Raw genomic sequence first — 21,943 nt, 5'->3', positions numbered from 1 at the left:
GCATCAATGTGACTGAAAGACCGCTATCGCGAGCAGGCTCGCTCCCACAGGGTTCGGCGCAAGGCTCAGGGCTTTCGGGTCAGCCGGGTCAGTATCCGGTCCAGCGCATTGGCAAACGCCTGCTTCTCTCGTTCGCCAAACGGTGCCGGACCACCCCCCATCTGCCCCTGTTCCCGCAGATCGGTAAACAAGTTGCGCACCGCGAGCCGGTCGCCCATGTTCTGTGCGTCGAACTCCTTGCCTCGCGGGTCCAGTGCGGCCACGCCCTTCTTCACCAGACGGTCCGCCAGCGGCACGTCGCTGCAAATCACCAGCTCACCCGGCACCGCATGCTCCACCAGATAATCATCGGCGGCGTCCGGGCCACTCGGCACCACGATCAACTTCACCAGCGCCAGCCCCGGCTTGATCTGCGGCTGCCCTGCCACCAGCACCACTTCGTACTGGCGCTTGAGAGCGAACTTCACCACCAGGTCCTTGGCCGCCCGAGGGCAGGCGTCGGCGTCGATCCAGACTCGCATCATGTTTTCCTCTTCCAAAAAATGAGCGCAGCGAATGCTGTTAAGAGACTGTCACCCGCCGCTTCTCGGCCATCCAACTGCGGCTATACAGCACAACAATCGCAATGATCGCCACCACCTGAGCACTCAGCGAATACGCATCCGCATGAATGCCCAGCCAGTCAAATTCAAAGAACGGCACCGGCCGGGTGCCGAAGATTCCGGCTTCCTGCAACGCCTTCACACCATGCCCGGCGAACACCACCGACAGCGCGCACAAAAGACCGGCGTTGATGCTGAAGAACAACGCCAGCGGCAATTTCGCCGAACCGCGCAGGATGACCCACGCCAGGCCCACCAACAGCACCAGCGCCGTGGCGCCGCCGGCCAGCACGGCGTTGTGCCCCGCGGGACCTGCCTGCAGCCACAGGGTTTCGTAGAACAAAATCACTTCGAACAACTCGCGATACACCGAGAAAAACGCCAGGATCGCAAAGCCAAAACGCCCGCCACCACCCACCAGGCTGCTCTTGATGTAATCCTGCCACGCCGCCGCATGGCGACGGTCGTGCATCCACACCCCGAGCCAGAGCACCATGACCGAGGCAAACAGCGCCGTCGCGCCTTCCAGCAGCTCACGCTGGGAGCCGCTGACATCGATCACGTACGCCGCCAGCGCCCAGGTTGCCAGACCGGCCACCAGCGCCAGGCCCCAGCCGACGTTGACGCTGCGCACGGCCGATTGCTGGCCGGTGTTGCGCAAGAAGGCCAGGATCGCCGCCAGCACCAGAATGGCTTCCAGACCTTCGCGCAGTAGAATCAGCAAACCGGAGATGAAGCTCAGGGACCAACTGAGGCCATCGCTGCCCAGCAGGCCCGCAGATTCCTTCAATTTGGCCTTGGCCGTATCCAGACGCTCCTGGGCCTGGGCCACCGGCAAACCGTCCTGCAATGACTGACGGTAGGCCATCAGCGATTTTTCAGTGTCCTTGCGCACATTGGCATCGACGTTGTCGAGGGAGCTTTCGACCAGCTCAAAGCCTTCCAGATACGCCGCGACAGACAGGTCATAGGCCTGATCGTGATCACCGGCACGGTAGGCGGCGATGCTCTTGTCCAGGGTAGCGGCGGTGTAGTCGAGCAACTGCGCCGGGCCACGCTTGACCTGCGGCGGTTGCGCCCGCTGCGCACGGAACGTGGCGGCAGCTCGTGGGCCATCCGCGGCCTGCACTTCGGCCGGCGTCTGACGGCCGAGGTCGGCGATGTTGTAGGTCTTGTCGGATTTGGCAGCCGCCGGATCGGCGCTGAAGCTGGCGATGTAGGTGGCCAGATCCCAACGCTGACGATCGTCAAGCTGATCGGCGAAGGCCGGCATGTCGGTACCTTCGATACCCTGGCCCAACGTGCTATACAGCGCGTAGAGGCTCAAATGACCCAGGCGTGTCGTATCACGCAGATCGGACGGTGGTGGCGTCAGGCCGACACCCGCCGGGCCGTCGCCAGCCCCCGCATCACCGTGGCACACCGAACAATGCTGAGCATACAGCGGCGCGCCTCGGGTCGGATCCGGGGTAATGATCGGTGCCTGGCTGACTTCATAAGTCACGGCCAGTTTCGCACCCAGTTGCCGGGCCTGACGGGCCACGTCCCCGCCGTCCTGACGGGTCGCGATGGCACTGGCCAGCGAGCTGACGCCCTGCTCCAGCCCGGCTTTCTCCTGCTTGGCCGGCATCGCACCGATCAATCCTTGCAAGGTTTTGATGGATTCCAGCTGCTCGCGGTACTCAGACTCATCGATTACCTTGCCCGCTTGCACGGTTTGCGGGTAATCCGCGCTGATGTAATCGAGCAAATGCAGCGCTTGCGGCGCGCCTTCCACGGTGTCGGCCAGCAGATTGGAACTGCACAAGGCAAACAACGGAAGCACCAGCCAGGCCAGAAAACGGGACGGGGCAGTCATGAATGAATCTCAATTGGTAATACGAAGTAACACATTGTTCCCTCCCAATGACTTTCACTCAAGCTTTGTTCGCTAGCTCCACGGGTTCTGTGCTTAATACGGGCATGAAAAAAGGCGACTTCAAAGGTCGCCTTTTTGTCCTTGGGTGCTTTTAAACGGCGGCTTTACGCAGCGTCGCCATGAACGCCGCCGCGCCGATGAACAGCCCGGCAAAAGTGCGATTCATGCGTTTTTGCTGCTGGGGCGTGCGCAACAGACGCAGTACTTTGGACGCCAATCCGGTGTAACCAGCCATGACGATCAGGTCTACGCAGATCATGGTCACCCCGATGATCAGGTACTGGGCCAGCAACGGTGCATGCGGGTCAATGAACTGCGGCAACACCGCCAGCATGAACACCAGCGCCTTGGGGTTGCTGATGTTGACCAGGAAACCACGGAACACCAGCGCCATCGGCTTGCCGATCTGACGCACTGCCGCGTCATCGCTCATGTCGCTGGGCAGCGCGCGCCATTGCTTGATGGCGAGGTAAACCAGGTACGCCACGCCGAACCATTTGATCGCATAGAAGGCCGAAGCTGAAGCCGTGAGGATCGCGCCCACACCCGCACCGACAATCGCGATCTGCACCGCCAGGCCCAATTGCAGGCCCAGGGCATTCCAGTAACCGCGCCAGAAACCGTACTGCAAACCGCTGGACATCGACGCAATGGCGCCGGCACCGGGAGACAGACTGATCACCCAGCAGGCGGCAAAAAACGCCAGCCATGTTTGAAGCTCCATTGCACACCTCGACTCAGACTCGTGACAGACGCCTAAGCTAATGCGGGTTTGGGTTGGTGACTACCGATTTTTTGCCGGATGTTGCGGCTGCCGACCAGCGTTTATAGCTTCAGGGCCCCTTCGCGAGCCGGCTCGCTCCCACCGTGGTTCGCGGCCGATCACAAAAGAGCTGTCCACTGAAGATCTAGTGTGGGAGCGAGTCGGCTCCGGGCGGCGTTCCGACGAAAGCGGCATATCAGGCAACAGAAGGCTTACTTTTCAAACCCGCTAGAAGGGAATACATCACTACCGCGCCAGCGTCGAACCGAGCGCTGAAAGAACAGGCTGTTAGGCACCTGAACCATCGCACTGCCCGTGCCGAGTTCTTCCGCTTCGATCAGCGTGGTGTAAAGCAGATTGATCGCCACCACCCGACCTTTGACGCCGGGCTTGTCCGTGGTGTCCACCAACTCGACCACGTCGCCGAGGCGAAACGGGCCGACGGTGAAGATCAGGATCGCGCACAGCAGGTTGGAGAGCACGCTCCACATGGCGAAAAACGCCACCGCCGCCACTGCGACGAAGCCGGACAGCGCGGTCCAGAGCACCGTGGCCGACACCCCGAGGCGTTCGAGCACGAAAATCAACGCGCTGCCCATGATCAGCCAGCGCAATCCGCCTCGCAGCGGCATCAGCAACTGCGGCGGAAACGGATAACGCTCGCCCAGCCGGGTCAGGCCCTTGGCAACGAAGCGCTGGGTGAAATAACCGGCCAGCAAAATCAGCAGGATTTGCACGACGAGCCAGAGGGGTTCGATCCATACCGCCGGCAACGGCAGCTTGAACGCCTCCATCAAGACAGCGCCTCCAGCTCCGCCTGCATGCTTTCAAGCAGCTCCAGCGCTTCCATCCAGGCCTCTTCAAGCTCGGCTTCACGCACCTTCAGCTTGGCTTGTTCAGCCAGCAGATCGCGCAAATCATTCTTGCGCGCCGGTTCGTAGATATCACTGTCACCAAGGCTGGCATCGATCTTCGCCAGCTTCTCGTGCAGTTTGCCCAGCTCGGCTTCCAGCTTGTCAGCCTCACGCTTGTGCGGCGCCAGTTGCTGACGCAACGCAGCAGCGGCCTGGCGTTGGGCTTTCTTGTCGGTCTTGTCCGGATTGACCGGCGTGTTGCTGACCGGCGCATTGCGCTGGCGATAGTCGACAAGCCAACGGGCGTAGTCTTCCAGGTCGCCGTCAAACTCCTCGACCTTGCCGTCCGCCACAAGATAGAAATTATCGGTCGTGCTTTTGAGCAAATGCCGATCGTGGGAGACCACCAGTACCGCACCACTGAACTCCTGTAGCGCCATGGTCAGCGCCAGACGCATTTCCAGGTCCAGGTGGTTGGTCGGTTCGTCGAGCAGCAGCAGGTTCGGCCGATCCCAAGCGATCAACGCCAGGGCCAGACGGGCCTTTTCACCACCGGAGAAATTCAGCACCGGCTCATCGATACGCGCACCCCGGAAGTCAAACCCGCCGAGGAAGTCGCGCAGCGTCTGCTCACGCTCGGTCGGCGCCAGACGCTGCAAATGCAGCAACGGGCTGGCTTTGGCGTCGAGAGAGTCCAGTTGATGCTGGGCGAAGTAACCGACAACGGTGTTCTCGCCACGGGTCAGGCGACCTGCCAATGGCTCAAGCTCACCGGCGAGGTTTTTGATCAGGGTCGATTTACCGGCACCGTTCGGGCCGAGCAAGCCGATGCGCGCGCCTGGGGTCAGTTGCAGCTTGACCTTCTCGAGCACGGCTTTGTCGCCGTAACCCAAACGGGCATCGGACAGATCGATCAGCGGGCTGGAGATTTTCTGCGACTCACGGAAAACGAAATCGAACGGCGAATCGACGTGGGCGGCGGACAGCTCTTCCATCCGCTCCAGCGCCTTGATCCGACTCTGGGCCTGACGAGCCTTGGTGGCCTGGGCCTTGAATCGGGCGATGTAGCTTTCCATGTGCGCACGTTGCGCCTGCTGCTTCTCGTACGCCTGCTGTTGCTGGGCCAGACGTTCGGCGCGGGCGCGTTCAAAAGCGCTATAGCCACCGCGATACAGCGTTATCTTGCGTTGGTCGACGTGAGCCACATGATCGACCACGGCATCGAGGAAGTCCCGGTCGTGGGAAATCAGCAACAAAGTGCCGGGGTAACTTTTGAGCCACTCTTCCAGCCAGATGATGGCATCGAGGTCCAAGTGGTTGGTCGGCTCATCGAGCAGCAACAGGTCCGAGGGGCACATCAATGCCTGCGCCAAGTTCAGACGCATCCGCCAACCACCAGAGAAATCTCCTACCGGGCGATCCATCTGCTCGTTGGTGAACCCAAGGCCGGCCAGCAATTTGCGGGCCCGAGCGTCGGCGGTGTAACCGTCGGCACTGTCGAGTTCCGAGTGCAGGCGGGCCTGAGCGGCACCGTCATGCGCCGCTTCGGCCGCGGCGAGGTCGCGTTGCACCTCACGCAGGCGCAGGTCGCCATCGAGCACGTAGTCGACCGCCAGGCGTTCGAGCGTCTCGATTTCCTGGCGCATGTGGGCGATGCGCCAGTCGGCCGGCAGGAAGCAGTCACCCGAGTCCGGGTGCAGTTCGCCCCGGATCAAGGCGAACAGGCTCGATTTGCCGGCGCCGTTGGCACCGATGAGGCCGGCTTTGTGGCCGGCGTGCAGGGTCAGCTCGGCGTCTTCTAGCAGACGTTGCGGGCCACGCTGTAAAGTCAGGTTCTGAAGTCGAATCATAATGGCGGCGGAGTCTACCAGCTTCGCTCGCAACTGGCGCGAGTAGCACTATGTCCTCTGACCTGTGGAGCTTTTCCCTGACGACTTACGCCCGTCCCGGCGTTGAGCGCGCTTGCCTGCAATTGCAGGCAGCAGGCGTCAATGTGTGTTTGCTGCTCTGTGGATCGTGGTTGGGACAACATGGCGTCGCCTGCAATGAACAGCGATTACAACGACTACGCGCCGTGGCACAACCTTGGGATGCGGATGTCGTGCAACCGTTGCGCGCATTGCGTATGCAATGGAAAGCCGTCGCGACTGAAGATACAGAGCTGAAGAAGTTGCGCGAACAAGTGAAGGCACTGGAGCTGGAAGCCGAACGGCATCTGTTATTGCGACTGGAGCGATCGGCGCAGAGTTGGCCGCAGGGTGAGGCGACCGATCTGACGGCCTGGCTGGAAGGTGTGGCGGCAGGCGCCGCCAACCTGGACCGCGACGCGCTGCATCAGCTGCGCGTCGCGGTAACCGGCACTTAGGAAGCGCTGGTTGGGGTGGTTGCTGCGATCGATGCGGCGGCCGGCGTTGGCGCTGGCGTGGCTGTCGAAGTGGCTGCTGCTAAAGCAGACGTCGCTACCGGAGCCGGGTTGGCTGTCTTGGCAACTGGCGCGGTGGCCGGCTTGGCAACGGCAGATTTTGCAGCAGCAGGCTTGGCTGCTGGTTTTGCAGCCGGTTTTGCAGCAGCTGGCTTAGCGGCTGGTTTCGCTGCGGCTGGTTTGGCGGCAGTGGCTGGCTTGGCGGCAGCAGCGGGTTTCGCGGCAGCAGTTCTGGCAGCCGGTTTAGCAGCAGGTTTGGCTGCAGCTTTTACAGCCGGTTTAGCAGCTGGCTTGGCTGTAGCTTTTACAGCCGGTTTAGCAGCGGCGGTTTTCGCAGCGGCTGGCTTGGCAGCAGGTTTCGCAGCTGCTGTTTTAGCGGCAGGTTTTGCAGCGGGTTTGGCTGCTGCGGTTCTTGCTACTGCGGGTTTGGCAGCAGGCGATTTTGCAGCTGGCTTGGTAGCAGCAGTTCTCGCAGCGGCAGGTTTTGCAGCAGTTTTCACCGGTGCCTTGGTGGCAGGTTTAGCCGGTGCTTTTGCAGCTGCGGGTTTGGCGGCGGCTTTCTTGGCAGGTGCCGCAGCAGGCTTGGCCGCACGCAGGGACAACGCCTTGCCGACAGCCTCTTGGACACGACCGACGCCCTGGGCCAGTTTCAGGCTTTCTTGAGCATCGCGCTTGAGTTGCAGAATGTAGCTGCGGGTTTCCGATTGACGATCCTTGAGGGCATCGAGCAATTCCTCAAGTTCACTCACCGCGCCCTTGGCTTTGGCTTGTGCCTTGGCCTTGCCGGCCGCCGCAGCATCCTGCAATTTGGTACGGGACTTGTGCAATTTTTCCTGCGCTTTTCCGCGCTGCTTTTCCAGCTTGGCGAGCAATTTTTCAGCATCAGCCAAAGCTTGTGAACAAGCGTTTTCCAAATGCTCGAGCAGGCTGCCCGAGAGTTGTTGGAGTAAGTGCAACGGGGTATTTACAGGCTTCTTGGTGGCCGACATGGTTTACCTCCTGGCTGACGTGGGTGCGGCTCATACTAGACCTCTGCTGCTACCGCCGCTAGGGCATGTTGACAGTATCGAAAGCGCTGCGTTGCAACGGATCGAAAATCTTCTGTGCTTGCGCAAAACCAGTTCACCTTTGTGCGCATTCACACTGGCATAATCCAGCGCATCTCAGGCCGGAGAGTGCCCATGTCGCGCTACCTTTTTTTATCGCTGTGCGTATTTTTATCGGCGGCTCAGGCCCACGAAAAAACCTCCACAAATAACGCTCACGATCTTGCCTACAGCCTGGGGGCGAGCCTCGGTGAGCGCCTGCGCCAGGAGGTTCCCGACCTGCAACTTCAGGCACTGCTGGAAGGTTTGCAACAAGCGTATCAAGGCAAGCCGCTGGCATTGAAAGACGAGCAGATCGAGCAGATCCTGGCCGAGCATGAAGCAGGAATCGCCGAACAACCGGTGCTCCCGCAAAGTGAAGCCGCACTCGAAAAAGAGCAGCGTTTTCTCACCGAAGAAAAAGCCCGGCCGGGCGTTCGCGAATTAACGGATGGCGTATTGCTGACCGAGTTGGCACCCGGTACCGGGGCGAAGGCTGGCCCTGACGGCAAGGTCCAGGTTTTGTATGTCGGGCGCCTGCCGGATGGCACGGTGTTCGATCAGAACAATCAGCCGCAGTGGTTCAGTCTCGACAGCGTGATCAGCGGCTGGCGCAGTGCACTGCAAAACATGCCGGTCGGTGCGAAATGGCGCTTGGTGATCCCATCCTCTCAGGCCTATGGCGCGGAGGGTGCCGGTGATCTGATCGCACCGTTCACACCGCTGGTATTTGAAGTCGAATTGCGCGGCGCCACCAGCTGAATCGCGGACACAAAAAACGGCGCGCAAAGCGCACCGTTTTTAGCTTGCAGGAAGCGATTCAGGCCTGAACCGAGTCCTCTTCCTTGTGAGCTGTGTGCAACACTTCGATCAGGCAATCTTCCAGCTCGAAGCGTTCATGCAACAGGCCGCCCAATTCCTTGAATTTCTCTGCGACGCACTTGCCTGCATCACACAGGTCATTGAACGCCAGCAGCTTTTCAGTGATGACATCGATGCGCGGGTAGATGGTCTCGGCCAGTTCCAGACCACGCTTGTCGTTGAAGGCCTTGGCCTCGCCCGTCAACTGCTCGTAGATCTCGAAGTGCCCGGCAGACACGTAATCGACCAGCACGCCGCAGAACTCCTGCAACGGCTTGCGATTGTCGCCGAGAGCCTCTGGCTTGGCGCCGAGGGCATCATAGGCTCGAACCAGCTCGTGACGTTCCTGCAACCAACGATCGATCAGCAGATGCACTCCACCCCAACGTTCCTGAGCATTCTGACAACTTTCGAGCATGGTGATCTCTCTTCCCTTGTGGGTCATGCTGCCCTACACCTGTCGCACACTTGAAGGTCAAGTACCGGTCAGGCAGAGCGCCATCGAGCAACATAATTCCAATGACACGTGCGGGCCAGATTATGCCCGCGCGGCTGTGGCTTCAAGGTACGCAGCAGATAAAGTTCATACAAGTGTTTAATCGTTCAATTGCACCCGGTGCGACAACTCGCCGCTGAGCGGTCGCTCGCACGCAAGCCAGACGATGTGCAGCAACTGATATACCCCCAGAATCGTCATCGCAACAAAGAGCAGCAGGCTCCATTCCGGAACGCTCAGGTCAAACAACGTCCAGGAAATCTCGGCACAATCGGCGTCCCCTTGGAACATCTGCGTGACCTGGCATAACCAGGGCAGGTTCTCGTACGCCGCGTCCAGGTTGGGCGGGCACGTCAATAGCTCATGCAAAGGATCACTCTGCAGCAAAATCTGCCGCCACGCCGTAATCGTACCCGCGACACTGCAGAAAAAGCCGAGCAACCAATACAGGAATGATCCAAAACGCCTGGGGCCTTGCACGGAAGCTGTCAGGCAGATACCCGTTAGCAACGCCAGGCAAAACCGCTGCAAAAGGCACAAGCCGCAGGGTCTGAGTCCGACCGCATATTCCAGGTAAAAGGAAACACCCAAGGCCAGGGAACCTGTAATGAAAATCATGAAAAACAAGGAGCGTGAGCAGGCCAAAGACATGGCGTTTCCGTACCAGTAGAGACAGGTGGTTACGGTAGAGGAAAGCGCGCCAGCCTTTCAAGACAGGCCGGCACGGACACTTCACCAGAAGCGTAGGGATTTCCCGACAGCATCGAGAGGATTTGATGTAGTCCCCTGTAGGACGAAGCCGACAAGGGACTACAAAGACAAACATGCAACGAATTTAGAGCGGCCGGATCGCTCCAGAGAACGGCTCTCGCCAGCTGCTACAGGAGGATCGGCTTCAAGCGTGAGCCAATGCCGGAAGCGGTGCCGCCAGGAGGCGCTCATCGAGCATGCCCAGGCCTTCCTGAAACAGCTGATTACTGCGCTGCGTGTCACCCAGCTGCGCCAGCAATCGCGCCAATTCTGCACAGGTTTCCGGATTGCGCTGAACCCGCAGGCTGCTTYCCAGATAATCTCGCGCCTTGCCCCACAAGCTGTTTTGCAGACACAAGCGGCCCAATGTCAGCAACAGGCTAGGGTCGCCCGGGTGACCTTTGAGCCAGCCTTCGGCAGTCTGTAGCTGCCGAGCCGGATCGCTGCCACGAACCAGCCCATACAGGCGCGCCAGATGGCTGTCGTAATTGCGCTTGAGGGCCGTGCGCAACACCTCTTCCGCTTCGACCTGCTCGCCCAGTTGGCGCAACTGCTCGGCATAGGCCAGCACCAGTTGAGGCTCCTGGCGCTGAGCCGAGGTGAGCTGCTGCCAGGCGCGACCGAGCGATTGCAAACCGACCTTGCCGCCCTCTTCCTGATGCGCCGCCAGAGACAGGTTTTCCCCCCACGCACGGCGCTCCAGTTCGGCCAGTTCGGCGGGCGGCAGGACTTTATCCTTGCGCAGCTCGGGCAACAGGCGAATCACCGCCGACCAGTCACCACGCTGCTGAAGCAGGCGCTGTAACTGGCGCAACATCTGGGCGTTATGGGGATGACGCTCATGCATGACCTGAAGCGTTGCCAAGGCGCTGTCGGTGTCGCCACGGTCGGTCTGCAATTGAGCGTGATTCAAGGCAATCGCCAATTCAGCCTGTGGCTGGCGCTCGAGCGCACGCTCCAGCAAGTTGTCGCTTTCTTCGTAATGACCTTGTTCGTTAGCGGCACGAGCAGCGCCAAGGTAGTAGAGCAATGGCTGGCGCTCGGCTTCGGCAGCCCGCTGCAAATGGCGCTGCGCACTCGCCCAGCGACCTTCCGCCAAATCCAGCTGACCGTGCTCGATTGCCACTTGCACCCGACGACTGCGATTACGGTGCGACCAGGGGTTGACCACGCCGCTGGAGGTCATCACCAGTTCAACCAACACCTTGATACCCCAGAACAGCAGCCACAATACCGCGACCAACGCCAGGGTCGCCCACAGGCTCGATTCGTAACGGAAGCTCTTATAGGCAATCAGCACGTAACCGGCATGCTCGGCAATCGCCAATCCCAGTGCGGCAGCAGCGGCGATCACCAGAAATACGACCACATAGAGGCGTTTCATGGCGTTGCCTCCTGAACGGTACCTGCGGCCGGTTTATCCATCGGTTTGATCGAGTCTTCGGCGTTGACATTGCGCCGCTCCAGATACCCCTGGACCGCGCTCAACGTGGCGGTCAGATCCGGCGTCACGACCGTGACCCGTTGCTTGCTCAACTCACCGACCTGCTCAAGCATCACTTTGCTCTGAGGGTTGTCCGGGTTGAAGTTACCGGTCAACACATCCCGCGCCTCCGCCAGCGCCTGGGTGTACACAGCTGCCTGACCATTGAGCGCGGCCCATTGCGCCTGCTCCAGCGCCAGGCTCAGGGCCAGACGCACCTGGCTCAGGCTCTGCCCGGCCAACAATGGGCGAACATTCTTGTCAGCATTGAAGTCGATGCGGATGTAGCGGGAAATCTGATCCCACCATTGCGCCCAACGACTGGCACCGTCGCCATCGGCAGTCAGGCCCAGCAGCGAATCTCCCCGGTCTTTGTACTCGGGCGCCAGTTCGGTCAGGTCGATCACCTGATCACGCAAAGCGCCCAGTCGCAGGAACAACCCGGTGCGGTCCGGCTGCTCGGTGCTGCGCAACGCCACCAGGGTTTTGGCCACTTGCTCACGAGCCGCAAAGGAGCCCGGATCGTTCTGTTCACGAAGAATTTCGTCGGCTCCCTGCACCAGCGCCTGGGCGCTGCTGATGTCCTGCAATGCAGAGAGGCGTAGGCTGGCCAGCCGCAGCAAGTGCTCGGCTTCGGCCAGACGCCAGTCCTTGCGGCTTGCACCGAGGACGGTTTCCAGGCGCTGATTCAGGCGCTGTTGATCACCCTGCAACTGCGTCACCAGACGGGCGCGCGCTTCCAGTTCATCCACTGCAGGCAACTGTTCCAGGCGTGCGCTAATGCGCTGCTCATTGAGCTTGAGGTTTTGCGCCTGATCGTTCAGAGCCTGTACCTGAGCCAGTTGCTGCTGGTTATTGGTTTGCAGTTGACGCACCTGCCAGACGCCCCAACCACCCACCGCAACACCGGCAGCGCCGAGCAACAGCGCGACGATTGCCAGCCCATTGCCTCGGCGTTGCACGGCGGCAGGCGGTGCAGTTCCATCCGGAGTTTCAACCCGCGCATCGAGCACTGGCTGGACGTCATCTTTAGGCAAGGCAGTTTCGCTCACGTATCCATCCTTTGCATTAGAGAACGGGTTCGGGATGCTCCCGTAACGCCGTCAGCAATGCCGCGGCGCTGGCGCCGCGACAATCCACAACTGTTTGGGCCCCGGCAGCACGTGCCAGCTCGGCGACCCTGGGGCTTGGAACAAACAACGGCAACCGCGCCAATTGTGGCCAGGCAGCGCCGGCCAGTTGATGCAGGTGCTCAAAACCTTGCCCACTGCTGACCACCAGCCCGTTCAAGCGTTCCGCTACGATCCGGTCAGACAGTGCCGCCAGCGGGTAGGACGGCAAGCCCCGGCGGTACAACTCCAGATACTCGACACTAGCACCAAGCTCGCGCAAACGCTCAGCCAGGAGTTCGCGCCCGCCTTCCCCGCGCATGATCAACACTTTCGGATCGGGCCGGGTGATAGCCTCGCGCAACTGCGCAAGCTCAAGCAATGCTTCGCTGTCATCACCTTCGGCTGGACAGGTCACGTCCAGTCCGCCGTCCTCAAGGATTTGCGCGGTGGCGGCGCCCACACTGAACCACTTCAGCACAGGGGGTTGCGGCCAATACTGGCTGACCAGCTCGACGCCAATTCTGGCCGCGGGTTTACTGACCACGATCACCGCGCAACAACGATCCAGCCTCTGAATCGCCGCGCACATTGTGTCAGAGACAGGGATCGGCTCGATTTCCAAAAGCGGCAAGCTGCTGCTGAAAATCCCCACTTGCGCGAGAACATCGCCCAGTGCCGCAGACTCATCCGCAGGGCGGGTCAGCAGCAAGCGCCACCCCGTCACTCGTGACCTGCCTCGCCATAAACCGCTTTCAGAATATCCTCGGCGCCCTGGCTCAAAAGATCCTCGGCCACTTTTACGCCCAAGGCTTCGGCGTCGGCGCGTGGCGCGCGGGCCTGGGCACTGAGCAACAGACCGCCACTTGGATCACCGACCAGACCACGCAACCAGATCTGCTCACCTTCCAGCACGGCGTAGCAGGCGATCGGTACCTGGCAACCGCCATTAAGATGTTTGTTGAGCGCACGCTCGGCGGTCACGCGAGTGGCGGTGTCCTGATGATGCAACGGCGCCAGCAAGGCATGAATTTCGCTGTCCGCCGTGCGGCATTCGATACCCACAGCGCCCTGACCACCGGCCGGCAGGCTGTCGTCGACACTGATTGCCGAGGTAATACGGTCTTCGAAGCCCAGGCGAATCAGGCCTGCGGAGGCGAGGATAATGGCGTCGTACTCACCGGCATCGAGCTTGGCCAGGCGTGTATTGACGTTGCCACGCAGAAAACGGATTTCCAGATCCGGACGGCGGGTCAGCAGTTGGGCCTGACGGCGTAGGCTGGAGGTGCCGACGATGCTGCCTTGTGGCAACTCATCCAGGCTGGCGAAGGTGTTGGAAACAAAAGCATCACGCGGGTCTTCACGCTCGCAGATGCAAAACAGGCCGAGGCCTTCGGGGAAGTCCATCGGCACGTCTTTCATGGAGTGCACAGCGATGTCGGCTTCGTTGTCCAGCAGCGCGGTTTCCAGTTCTTTGACGAACAGGCCCTTGCCGCCGATTTTCGACAGTGGCGAGTCCAACAGCTTGTCGCCGCGACTGACCATGGGCACCAACGTCACGAGTAGACCGGGATGGGCCTCTTCCAGACGGGCTTTGACGTACTCGGCCTGCCATAGGGCCAGGGCACTTTTGCGGGTGGCGATGCGGATTTCGCGAGTGGACATGGATCAATCCGTACTGAATAGATACGGCGGATAATAACAGCTCAGCCAAATCCACTTTGACTTGTATCAGAAACTGCGCGGCCTCCCTGGCCTCGAATATCCCGGAATTAGCTATTCAACTCGCCTGCGAACGGCGAATTACAGCTGTTGCATCATTTTTCGCACGCCAGCCACATGGCGCCGGCTAACAATCAATGCGTCACCGTTCAAGCCTTTAAGGAACAGCTGGAAATGTCCCAGAGGCGTACGCTGCAGGCGTTCTATGCGATCACGGGCGACCAGAGCGTTGCGGTGGATTCGCACGAATCGGTCGCCAAACTCATCCTCTAGGGCTTTGAGCGGCTCATCCAGCAACACTTCGCCGCCTTCGTGACGCAGGGTCACGTATTTGTGATCGGCAATGAAGTAGACCACCTGATCCAACGGGATCAGCTCGATACCCTTTCGGGTTCGCGCACTGATGTGACTACGGGGACCGCTGCCACTTTCGGCGGCAGGGCGTGTCAGGGCAGCGAGCTGGAGACGGTTGGGGCGCTCGGCTTTCTTTAATGCATCTTGAAGATGTTCAGTACGCACTGGTTTCACCACATAGCCTACGGCGCTGGCCTGTAAGGCTTCCACGGCAAATTCATCGGGTCCTGCACAAAACACCACGGCGGGCGGAGTTTCGCGTTCGCATAACCGCGCAGCCACTTGCAGGCCATCGAGGCCTGGCATACGGATATCGAGCAGCACGATATCCGGCTTGTGGCTGTCGATCAGAGCCAACGCCTCTTCGCCGTTCGTGGCGCTGGGCTCCAGGACACTGTATCCCTCGAGTTCACCGACCATTCGGCTCAGGCGCTCGCGGGCCAAGGGTTCGTCATCAACGATCAGGACATTCATATTGCGCTGGATTCCTGCGTGAGTCTCGCACAAGGATAGCGTAGACAGGTGAAGTGACGTCCGTCACCGCGATCCACGCTAAGACTAGCGCGAGGGCCAAAAAGTGCCGCGAAATCGGCGGCTAAATTTTCAACTGCCGCGTGATTGGAGGCTCTGGCCCGCGTTAGCGAGGGATCGCCGTAGGGTTTGCCGATACACAATATGAACACCCCCTCTTCTTATAGTCGGTTCTCGCACCAGGAAGTGCGCGGATACTACTGTCCAACTGTAGACGGTTGCCGGGACGATATTGCTCAATTGACAAATATCGTTGCTCAATTTGGTAAAGACTCCTTGAGTATGGACCGCGGCATAAGAAAAAAACGTATCGACCAGTGTCAACGACAGGATTGGCAACCCTGTTATTATCCGCAACAGCTTTCAACGTCACTTTTCTCCAGCCGATACGAGCGAATTCATGAGCACTGACAAGACCAATCAGTCCTGGGGCGGCCGCTTCAGTGAACCCGTCGACGCCTTCGTCGCCCGCTTCACCGCCTCCGTCACTTTCGACCAGCGCCTGTATCGCCACGACATCATGGGTTCGATCGCCCACGCAACCATGCTGGCAAAGGTTGGCGTGCTGACCGATGCCGAGCGTGACAGCATCATCGATGGCCTGAACACCATCCAGGGTGAAATCGAGGCCGGTCAATTCGACTGGCGCATCGACCTCGAAGACGTGCACATGAACATCGAGGCACGCCTGACCGACCGCATCGGCGTCACCGGTAAGAAGCTGCACACCGGCCGCAGCCGTAACGACCAGGTTGCTACCGACATTCGCCTGTGGCTGCGCGACGAGATCGACCTGATCCTGAGCGAAATCACCCGCCTGCAAAAAGGCTTGCTGGAGCAGGCCGAGCGCGAAGCCGGCAGCATCATGCCCGGCTTCACCCACCTGCAAACCGCGCAGCCCGTGACCTTCGGGCACCACATGCTGGCCTGGTTCGAAATGCTCAGCCGCGACTACGAGCGTCTGGTCGACTGCCGCAAGCGTACCAACCGCATGCCATTGGGCAGCGCCGCGCTGGCCGGCACCACCTACCCGATCGACCGCGAATACACCGCGCAGCTGCTGGGCTTCGACGCCGTCGGCGGCAACTCGCTGGACAACGTGTCCGATCGTGACTTCGCCATCGAGTTCTGCTCGGCGGCCAGCATCGCGATGATGCACCTGTCGCGCTTCTCCGAAGAGCTGGTGCTGTGGACCAGCGCGCAGTTCCAGTTTATCGATCTGCCGGACCGCTTCTGCACCGGCAGCTCGATCATGCCGCAAAAGAAAAACCCCGACGTGCCGGAACTGGTTCGCGGCAAGTCCGGTCGCGTCTTCGGCGCCCTGATGGGCTTGCTGACCTTGATGAAAGGCCAACCGCTGGCCTACAACAAGGACAACCAGGAAGACAAAGAACCGCTGTTCGACGCCGCCGATACTTTGCGCGACTCGTTGCGGGCCTTTGCCGACATGATCCCGGCGATCAAACCCAAGCACGCAATGATGCGCGAAGCAGCGCTGCGCGGCTTCTCCACCGCTACCGACCTGGCTGACTACCTGGTGCGCCGTGGCCTGCCGTTCCGTGACTGCCACGAAATCGTTGGTCATGCCGTGAAGTACGGCGTGGAAAGCGGCAAGGATCTGGCGGAAATGAGCCTGGAAGAGCTGCGCAAATTCAGCGACCAGATTGATCAGGACGTGTTTGCCGTGCTGACCCTGGAAGGTTCGGTCAATGCGCGCAACCATATCGGCGGCACTGCACCGGCGCAGGTCAAGCTGGCAGTGGTTCGCGGCCAGGCGTTGCTCGCCAGCCGCTAAAAGCTTCGCGAGCAGGCTCGCTCCTACAGTGAATAGTGTTGAACACACCGGACCCTGTGGGAGCGAGCCTGCTCGCGAATGCGATTGTTAAATCGCTACAAAACCTACTTCTTGGACGCGATCATCGCCATAAACGCTGGCATCGCCGCCTCCCTGTCCGCCGCAATCCGCTGCACATTCGGATTATCCCCCAGACGCTCCAGCAGCGCCTTGGCCGCCGGCATCTCGGCCAGCAAATCCAGGCCAAACAGTTTTTTCCCCACCGCACACGCCAACGGCACGCTATACAAGAAATAAATGTCGGCAATGCTCAGACTGTCCCCCGCCACATAAGGGGCGAACTTGCCGTGCCGCGCCAACGAGGCAAACCCAAGCAGCAACTCCGCTTTGGTTCTCTCCTTGATCGCCTCCGGCACCTGCATGCCAAAAAACGCCTCGCCGTAGCACATTCGTCCCGGCAACTCGATGTACAGCTCGATTTCCTTGGCCAGCGCCAGTACCTGTGCACGCTCGAAAGGATCGCTCGGCAGCAGCGGCGTGCCTTTCTGGCTTTGTTCGATGTATTCGAGGATCACCGCTGTTTCGTTGATGAACCCTTGCTCGGTGCGCAGCACTGGCACCTTGCCGCGCGGGCTGATGGCCAGTGCTTCGGGGCTCGGGCCAGGGTAAAACAGTACTTCTTCGAACGGCAGTCCCTTCTCCAGCAGCGCCAGTTTGACCATGTTGTAGTAGTTACTGACGGAAAATCCATAAAGCTTGAGCATCACAAAGCCTCCAGGCCGTGCGGGGTTGGCAGTCCTGTTTTATAGAACGACCGCGCGATTCTTGCCAGCAGCATCACAACGCTGAATGCAGGTAAACTGGCCGCCTTAACTTGAGGAGCCTGCCATGAGCGAGCCAACTGATATCGAGATCGACGAAGAAGAGTTCGCCGAAAACACCCTGATCGAAGCCATCGAAAACCAGATTGAAAGCGACAACCCGCCGGCGGCCAAAGCGACCTTCAACAAGTTGACGCTGGTCGGTTACGAGCGCGAAGAAATCCTCAACTTGATGGCGCACGTGTTGGCGGTAGAAATTGATGCGATCCTCGAAGAAGACCGCGCGTTCAATACCGAATGGTACGAAACGGCGCTGCGCGCGCTGCCGGAATTGCCACCGGAAAAAAAGTAAACGAGCACCGTACGGGAGCGGGCAATCCGCTCCTACACAAATTGTCACCCATCAATCCTGCCTTCCCCCATACCCTGACTACACTGGTACGCACCCCGCTGCCGCACCACCCGCCGGGGAATGCTTCCCGAGGTGAAAAAACCCTGACGCAGGCACTGGACATGCCGCACAAGTGGGCTCACCTTAGGGGCGCTGTCGTCCAATTCCTAGAAAGTCTGGAGTCCTTATGTCGCTTACCCCTGAGTTGGTTGCCGAACTGGAAATCCTCGCACTCTTCAACCTGGACAGTTCCCAGGAAGGTTTGAAAATTCATCAGACCGCTGCTCCGAAAGCCATTGCTGCCGCCCAACGCTTGTATGAAAAAGAACTGATCGACCAGCCCGATGGCGGTTACCTGACCAGCCTGGGGCGTGATGCTGCACAAAATGTGCAGACGCTGCTGACCATTCTGAGCGTCGAAGAAACAGCCTGAAGATCACCACATCGCCCACGGGAACCCCTACAACCGGGATTTCCGCGGGCACACTCCGCGACCTTCCTCACCCGCGCGATAAAAACCTGACGTCAAAAACAAATTCAGCTTAAGAGTGGCGAGCCCGAGGCGCTAAACTGCCCCTTATCCGCCGACCCCACTTCCGAGCCTCGCGAGCCGGTTTGAGCTGACATGTCCCGCACCGATGAAATCCGCCCCGATCTGGACGAGGGAATCGACCGCAAGGTTCTCAGCCAACTGCGTGCGCGCTTTCTAACGCTCAATGAAGGTCGCATGACCCGGGCCAAGGAAGGGTTGTCGACCCGCCAGCAAACAGTGCTGACGCTGCTACCGCTGTTTTTCCATGTTAATCATCCGTTATTGCCGGGGTATGTTTCCAGCAGTACGCCGGCCGGGCTGTCGAACTTCGAGCCGGATGCCAATGCGCTCGCGGAAGCGCAGCGCCTGACCCGCTCGTTCTCTTACAAACCGCGCCACGGCAGCAATCCGCCGCGACCGATCCACGGCCTGTTCCTGATGGGCAGCCTTGGCACGCTGGCTCAAGCCGATCAAAGCGACATGGACGTTTGGGTCTGTCATGCTCCGGACCTCAGAGAAAGCGAACTCGCTGAGTTGCGTAAAAAGTGCCAACTGTTGGAAGTCTGGGCCGCCAGCCAGGGTGCCGAGGCGCACTTCTTCCTGATCGACCCGACGCGCTTCGTGCTTGGCGAGCGCGACTCCCAGTTGAGTTCCGAAGACTGCGGCACCACCCAGCATTACCWGCTGCTGGACGAGTTCTACCGCACTGCCATCTGGCTGGCGGGCCGCACACCGATCTGGTGGCTGGTGCCGGTCTACGAAGAATCAGCCTACGACCGATACACCCACACGCTCCTGTCCAAACGCTTCATTCGTGCCGATGAAAACCTGGACCTGGGGCATCTGGCCTGCATTCCTCCCGGCGAATTCATCGGTGCGGGGCTCTGGCAGTTGTTCAAGGGCATCGAGTCGCCCTACAAGTCGGTGCTCAAACTGCTGCTGACCGAGGTCTACGCCAGCGAACACCCGAAGGTTCATTGCCTGAGCCTGCGTTTCAAGCAAGCCGTATTCGCCAATCACCTGGACCTAGACGAGTTGGACCCTTACATCGTGGTCTACCGGCGCATCGAGGAATACCTCAAGGCCCGGGGCGAACCGCAACGGCTGGAACTGGTACGCCGCGCGCTGTACCTGAAGGTCAATCGCAAACTCACCGGCAACAGCCGCACTCAAAGCTGGCAACGCTCATTGCTTGAGCGGCTGGCTCAAGAATGGGGCTGGGATCAGCGGCAGCTGGCGCTGCTCGATAGCCGCAGCCAATGGAAAGTCCGTCAGGTCAGCTCTGAACGCCGCGCTCTGGTTAACGAACTGAATTACAGCTACCGCTTCTTGACCCAATTCGCCCATACCGAACACACCGTCAGCCTGATCAACAAACGCGACCTCAACGTGTTGGGTCGACGACTGTACGCGGCCTTTGAGCGCAAGGCCGACAAGGTCGAATTTATTAACCCGGGCATCGCCCCGGACCTGGCCGAAGACACGCTGACGCTGGTGCAGGCGCCCAACAAGAAAGAGCCGGGGCAAACCCAGTGGGGCTTGTACAACGGCAGCCTGAGCGCTCAGGAGTGGGAGCATTTCGCGCCGATCAAACGCAGCCGCCAACTGCTCGAATTACTCACTTGGTGCCACCGCAATGGCGTTATCGACAGCAGCACACGGCTCGCCCTGCACCCCGGCACCAGCGACCTGAGCGAGTTCGAGCTGTTCAACCTGCTCGGCAGCCTGCAACAAAGCATCGCGCTGCCCCTGCCTACCATCGCAGAGGAACCTTTGTTGCGCGCGAGCATACCGAGCGAAGTGTTGGTCCTGGTGAACGTTGGCGTCGATCCGCTCAAGCACCATCGCGACATGAACATCCTGATGACCACCGAGCGCACCGACTCCCTCAGCTATGCCGGTGTCCGCGAGAACCTGGTGCTGACGCTGGACCAGGTCACGCTCAACAGCTGGAACGAAGTGCTGGTCAGCCGCTTCGACGGCCCTCACGCCCTGCTCGACTGCCTGAGCGCTTACCTCAACAATTTGCCGAGCGAGCGACAGCAGCCCAAATTACGGGTTCGCTGCTTCTGCCATAACCGCGCGCAGTTCATTGCCCGCAGGGTTGAAGAGGTGATCGACACCGCGCAGAACCTGCTGCTAAGCGACCTTAATCACCGCTACCTGATCCAGGTCCAACAGCACTATCACGTCCTGGAATTAGTGCCGGGCCAGGTTCATCACGTCGCCATCGCCACCTTGCCGGCGCTGATCGATTACCTGGGTGAGGAACTGGCCAGGCACAGCCCGCTGCACCTGGACCCGATGGCGCTGGAAGACCACGACCTCGCGCTCATCCTGCCGATGGGTCAGGCCGAGTGCATTCAGGTGTTCTACAGGATCAACGAGGATCAGGCCGATCTCTATGTTCTGGATGAATTCAATGCGCTGTGGCAACAACGCTTGCCCTATCACGACGAACACAGTCTGTTGGTGCCGCTGCAACGTTTCCTGCAATCGATCCAGTACCGGCGCGATGCCATGTTGCCGATGGACGCCGCGCAACCCCTGAGCCTGGACACGCTGTACTACCAACTGCTGCCGTCCGGCCCCGGACGGGCGCGCCGGGTCGAGCCGCGATCAGCGCCACAAACGCCGGTCAACAAACCGTTCTACGACGTGCAGGCAATCATCGGCAACGCCGCGCCTGGAAAGGTGCAGGTGACGTTGTATTGCAATCAGCGAGAGTTTTCAGAGCTGGAACATGGCGACCAACTGTTCAGTGTGGTCGTGCAAGAGATTGTCGAGCAGCGCCGCGAAACCGAACGCTATCGCTGCTACATCACCGACCTGGGCCTCTCGGGCCTGCTTGGTGATGGTCAGAGTTCCAGCAATCTGTACCTGCGCTACAAGGCTGACCTAGAGCGCTCGTTGAACGAGGCGCTCGAACAGGTCTGAGAGGCGTTATTCCGGGAAGTCGCCGCCATGGGCAGGTTGTGATTCGACTTCCAGCAACGTCAGCTTGAGAGTCTTGCCGCCCGGTGCCGGCCAGTCGATGTGCTGGCCAACCTTCAGACCCAGCAGTGCACTGCCGACCGGTGCCAGAATGGAAATCCTGCCTTCGTCGGCGTTGGCATCCTTGGGATAAACCAGGGTCAGGTGATAGTCCTTGCCACTGCTTTCTTCACGGCAATGCACGCGAGAGTTCATGGTCACGACATCGGCAGGCACTTCATCGTGACCGACCACGGTATCGGCGCGGTCCAGTTCGGTTTGCAGCGCGATTACGCCCGGCAGCGTGTCATCCAGGCTGTCGATCAGGCGCTCCAGACGTTGCACGTCCAGACGAGTAAGGGTGATGGAAGGTGCGGTCATGATTGAGGCAGACTCCTTTCTTCTGCACAGAAAAAGCAAAACCCCGCCAGAAAAAGACGGGGTTTTCACGGAGCCTCGATGGGTTGAGGCGTTTCTGGAC

The 21,943-nt window shown here is 60.0% G+C and carries 21 protein-coding genes; 6 read left to right on the top strand and 15 right to left on the bottom strand.

All coding sequences use genetic code 11. The annotated features are described in order from the left end of the window. Positions 1-65 precede the first annotated feature (65 nt). From AC1DSG_RS02790 to AC1DSG_RS02770, 5 genes are all read right to left on the bottom strand, one after another. On the bottom strand, positions 66-521 hold the full coding sequence (locus tag AC1DSG_RS02790; RefSeq protein WP_027926433.1) for a YaiI/YqxD family protein: 456 nt from the start codon (positions 519-521) through the stop codon (positions 66-68). A 40-nt stretch (positions 522-561) separates the two neighbouring features. After that, the gene (locus tag AC1DSG_RS02785) at positions 562-2,460 is read right to left on the bottom strand and encodes an FTR1 family protein (RefSeq protein WP_477789484.1); all 1,899 of its coding nucleotides are present in this window, start codon (positions 2,458-2,460) and stop codon (positions 562-564) included. A 151-nt stretch (positions 2,461-2,611) separates the two neighbouring features. Then, positions 2,612-3,244, bottom strand: coding sequence for a homoserine/homoserine lactone efflux protein (gene rhtB / locus AC1DSG_RS02780; RefSeq protein WP_027926427.1), 633 nt, complete (start codon positions 3,242-3,244; stop codon positions 2,612-2,614). 251 nt (positions 3,245-3,495) lie between these two features. Then, the gene (locus AC1DSG_RS02775) at positions 3,496-4,077 is read right to left on the bottom strand and encodes a mechanosensitive ion channel family protein (RefSeq protein WP_027926426.1); all 582 of its coding nucleotides are present in this window, start codon (positions 4,075-4,077) and stop codon (positions 3,496-3,498) included. After that, positions 4,077-5,987 carry an ATP-binding cassette domain-containing protein gene (locus tag AC1DSG_RS02770; protein WP_477789483.1) on the bottom strand — a complete coding sequence of 637 codons (1,911 nt, stop codon included), beginning with the start codon at positions 5,985-5,987 and terminating at the stop codon, positions 4,077-4,079. Before AC1DSG_RS02770 ends, AC1DSG_RS02775 begins: the two co-directional genes overlap by 1 nt. Before the next feature lie 50 nt (positions 5,988-6,037). Between AC1DSG_RS02770 and AC1DSG_RS02765 the strand changes: the two genes are divergently transcribed. Next, positions 6,038-6,502 carry a TIGR02444 family protein gene (locus AC1DSG_RS02765; RefSeq protein ID WP_477789482.1) on the top strand — a complete coding sequence of 155 codons (465 nt, stop codon included), beginning with the start codon at positions 6,038-6,040 and terminating at the stop codon, positions 6,500-6,502. Here AC1DSG_RS02765 and AC1DSG_RS02760 read toward each other — a convergent pair. Beyond that, on the bottom strand, positions 6,499-7,548 hold the full coding sequence (locus tag AC1DSG_RS02760; RefSeq protein WP_477789481.1) for an AlgP family protein: 1,050 nt from the start codon (positions 7,546-7,548) through the stop codon (positions 6,499-6,501). The two genes, AC1DSG_RS02765 and AC1DSG_RS02760, sit on opposite strands and share 4 nt — an antisense overlap. A gap of 192 nt (positions 7,549-7,740) precedes the next feature. Here AC1DSG_RS02760 and AC1DSG_RS02755 point away from each other — a divergent pair, with 192 nt between their 5' ends. Further along, on the top strand, positions 7,741-8,406 hold the full coding sequence (locus tag AC1DSG_RS02755; RefSeq protein WP_477789480.1) for an FKBP-type peptidyl-prolyl cis-trans isomerase: 666 nt from the start codon (positions 7,741-7,743) through the stop codon (positions 8,404-8,406). Between the two features lie 58 nt (positions 8,407-8,464). On the opposite strand, the gene rsd is transcribed toward AC1DSG_RS02755, so the two are convergent. From rsd to AC1DSG_RS02720, 7 genes are all read right to left on the bottom strand, one after another. Then, positions 8,465-8,923: a sigma D regulator gene (rsd, locus tag AC1DSG_RS02750; RefSeq protein WP_477789479.1), complete on the bottom strand. Its 459-nt coding sequence runs from the start codon at positions 8,921-8,923 to the stop codon at positions 8,465-8,467. A 177-nt stretch (positions 8,924-9,100) separates the two neighbouring features. Continuing rightward, positions 9,101-9,652, bottom strand: a complete 552-nt coding sequence (locus tag AC1DSG_RS02745; protein WP_477789478.1) for a disulfide bond formation protein B — start codon at positions 9,650-9,652, stop codon at positions 9,101-9,103. A 244-nt stretch (positions 9,653-9,896) separates the two neighbouring features. Then, a complete protein-coding gene (locus AC1DSG_RS02740; protein WP_477789477.1) occupies positions 9,897-11,135 on the bottom strand; it encodes a heme biosynthesis HemY N-terminal domain-containing protein in 1,239 nt (412 codons plus the stop codon). After that, positions 11,132-12,286, bottom strand: a complete 1,155-nt coding sequence (locus tag AC1DSG_RS02735; protein WP_477789476.1) for a uroporphyrinogen-III C-methyltransferase — start codon at positions 12,284-12,286, stop codon at positions 11,132-11,134. The genes AC1DSG_RS02740 and AC1DSG_RS02735 overlap by 4 nt, the downstream gene beginning before the upstream one ends. Before the next feature lie 16 nt (positions 12,287-12,302). Next, complete coding sequence (locus tag AC1DSG_RS02730) at positions 12,303-13,070, bottom strand: uroporphyrinogen-III synthase (protein WP_477789475.1); 768 nt, start codon at positions 13,068-13,070, stop codon at positions 12,303-12,305. Continuing rightward, a complete protein-coding gene (gene hemC, locus AC1DSG_RS02725) occupies positions 13,067-14,008 on the bottom strand; it encodes a hydroxymethylbilane synthase (RefSeq protein ID WP_477789474.1) in 942 nt (313 codons plus the stop codon). The genes AC1DSG_RS02730 and hemC overlap by 4 nt, the downstream gene beginning before the upstream one ends. Before the next feature lie 138 nt (positions 14,009-14,146). Next, positions 14,147-14,893, bottom strand: a complete 747-nt coding sequence (locus AC1DSG_RS02720) for a LytR/AlgR family response regulator transcription factor (protein WP_477789473.1) — start codon at positions 14,891-14,893, stop codon at positions 14,147-14,149. Positions 14,894-15,350: 457 nt separating this feature from the next. On the opposite strand from AC1DSG_RS02720, the gene argH reads away from it, so the two are divergent. Continuing rightward, positions 15,351-16,745 carry an argininosuccinate lyase gene (argH, locus tag AC1DSG_RS02715; protein WP_150780141.1) on the top strand — a complete coding sequence of 465 codons (1,395 nt, stop codon included), beginning with the start codon at positions 15,351-15,353 and terminating at the stop codon, positions 16,743-16,745. Between the two features lie 104 nt (positions 16,746-16,849). Here the strand turns inward: argH and AC1DSG_RS02710 are convergent, their stop codons facing one another. Beyond that, on the bottom strand, positions 16,850-17,509 hold the full coding sequence (locus tag AC1DSG_RS02710; protein ID WP_477789472.1) for a glutathione S-transferase family protein: 660 nt from the start codon (positions 17,507-17,509) through the stop codon (positions 16,850-16,852). A 124-nt stretch (positions 17,510-17,633) separates the two neighbouring features. Here AC1DSG_RS02710 and AC1DSG_RS02705 point away from each other — a divergent pair, with 124 nt between their 5' ends. From AC1DSG_RS02705 to AC1DSG_RS02695, 3 genes are all read left to right on the top strand, one after another. Then, positions 17,634-17,918, top strand: coding sequence for a hypothetical protein (locus AC1DSG_RS02705; RefSeq protein ID WP_007894899.1), 285 nt, complete (start codon positions 17,634-17,636; stop codon positions 17,916-17,918). A gap of 226 nt (positions 17,919-18,144) precedes the next feature. Beyond that, the gene (locus AC1DSG_RS02700; protein WP_477789471.1) at positions 18,145-18,390 is read left to right on the top strand and encodes a TIGR02647 family protein; all 246 of its coding nucleotides are present in this window, start codon (positions 18,145-18,147) and stop codon (positions 18,388-18,390) included. Between the two features lie 192 nt (positions 18,391-18,582). Then, positions 18,583-21,426, top strand: coding sequence for a class I adenylate cyclase (locus AC1DSG_RS02695; protein ID WP_477789470.1), 2,844 nt, complete (start codon positions 18,583-18,585; stop codon positions 21,424-21,426). Positions 21,427-21,432: 6 nt separating this feature from the next. On the opposite strand, the gene rnk is transcribed toward AC1DSG_RS02695, so the two are convergent. After that, positions 21,433-21,843, bottom strand: coding sequence for a nucleoside diphosphate kinase regulator (gene rnk / locus AC1DSG_RS02690; RefSeq protein WP_150780144.1), 411 nt, complete (start codon positions 21,841-21,843; stop codon positions 21,433-21,435). Positions 21,844-21,943 lie beyond the last annotated feature (100 nt).

The organism is Pseudomonas sp. P5_A12, from assembly GCF_056400685.1.
The sequence above is the reverse complement of the archived record's forward strand: the minus strand, read 5'-3'. Positions and strand labels throughout refer to the sequence as shown.

Coding starts and splice junctions, on each gene's coding strand:
- AC1DSG_RS02765 (WP_477789482.1), top strand. CDS start 6,038: ATGTCCTCTGACCTGTGGAGCTTTTCCCTGACGACTTACGCCCGTCCC.
- rhtB (WP_027926427.1), bottom strand. CDS start 3,244: ATGGAGCTTCAAACATGGCTGGCGTTTTTTGCCGCCTGCTGGGTGATC.
- AC1DSG_RS02745 (WP_477789478.1), bottom strand. CDS start 9,652: ATGTCTTTGGCCTGCTCACGCTCCTTGTTTTTCATGATTTTCATTACA.
- AC1DSG_RS02705 (WP_007894899.1), top strand. CDS start 17,634: ATGAGCGAGCCAACTGATATCGAGATCGACGAAGAAGAGTTCGCCGAA.
- rnk (WP_150780144.1), bottom strand. CDS start 21,843: ATGACCGCACCTTCCATCACCCTTACTCGTCTGGACGTGCAACGTCTG.
- hemC (WP_477789474.1), bottom strand. CDS start 14,008: ATGTCCACTCGCGAAATCCGCATCGCCACCCGCAAAAGTGCCCTGGCC.
- AC1DSG_RS02760 (WP_477789481.1), bottom strand. CDS start 7,548: ATGTCGGCCACCAAGAAGCCTGTAAATACCCCGTTGCACTTACTCCAA.
- AC1DSG_RS02710 (WP_477789472.1), bottom strand. CDS start 17,509: ATGCTCAAGCTTTATGGATTTTCCGTCAGTAACTACTACAACATGGTC.
- AC1DSG_RS02785 (WP_477789484.1), bottom strand. CDS start 2,460: ATGACTGCCCCGTCCCGTTTTCTGGCCTGGCTGGTGCTTCCGTTGTTT.
- AC1DSG_RS02775 (WP_027926426.1), bottom strand. CDS start 4,077: ATGGAGGCGTTCAAGCTGCCGTTGCCGGCGGTATGGATCGAACCCCTC.
- AC1DSG_RS02770 (WP_477789483.1), bottom strand. CDS start 5,987: ATGATTCGACTTCAGAACCTGACTTTACAGCGTGGCCCGCAACGTCTG.
- AC1DSG_RS02755 (WP_477789480.1), top strand. CDS start 7,741: ATGTCGCGCTACCTTTTTTTATCGCTGTGCGTATTTTTATCGGCGGCT.
- AC1DSG_RS02720 (WP_477789473.1), bottom strand. CDS start 14,893: ATGAATGTCCTGATCGTTGATGACGAACCCTTGGCCCGCGAGCGCCTG.
- AC1DSG_RS02790 (WP_027926433.1), bottom strand. CDS start 521: ATGCGAGTCTGGATCGACGCCGACGCCTGCCCTCGGGCGGCCAAGGAC.
- argH (WP_150780141.1), top strand. CDS start 15,351: ATGAGCACTGACAAGACCAATCAGTCCTGGGGCGGCCGCTTCAGTGAA.
- AC1DSG_RS02700 (WP_477789471.1), top strand. CDS start 18,145: ATGTCGCTTACCCCTGAGTTGGTTGCCGAACTGGAAATCCTCGCACTC.
- rsd (WP_477789479.1), bottom strand. CDS start 8,923: ATGCTCGAAAGTTGTCAGAATGCTCAGGAACGTTGGGGTGGAGTGCAT.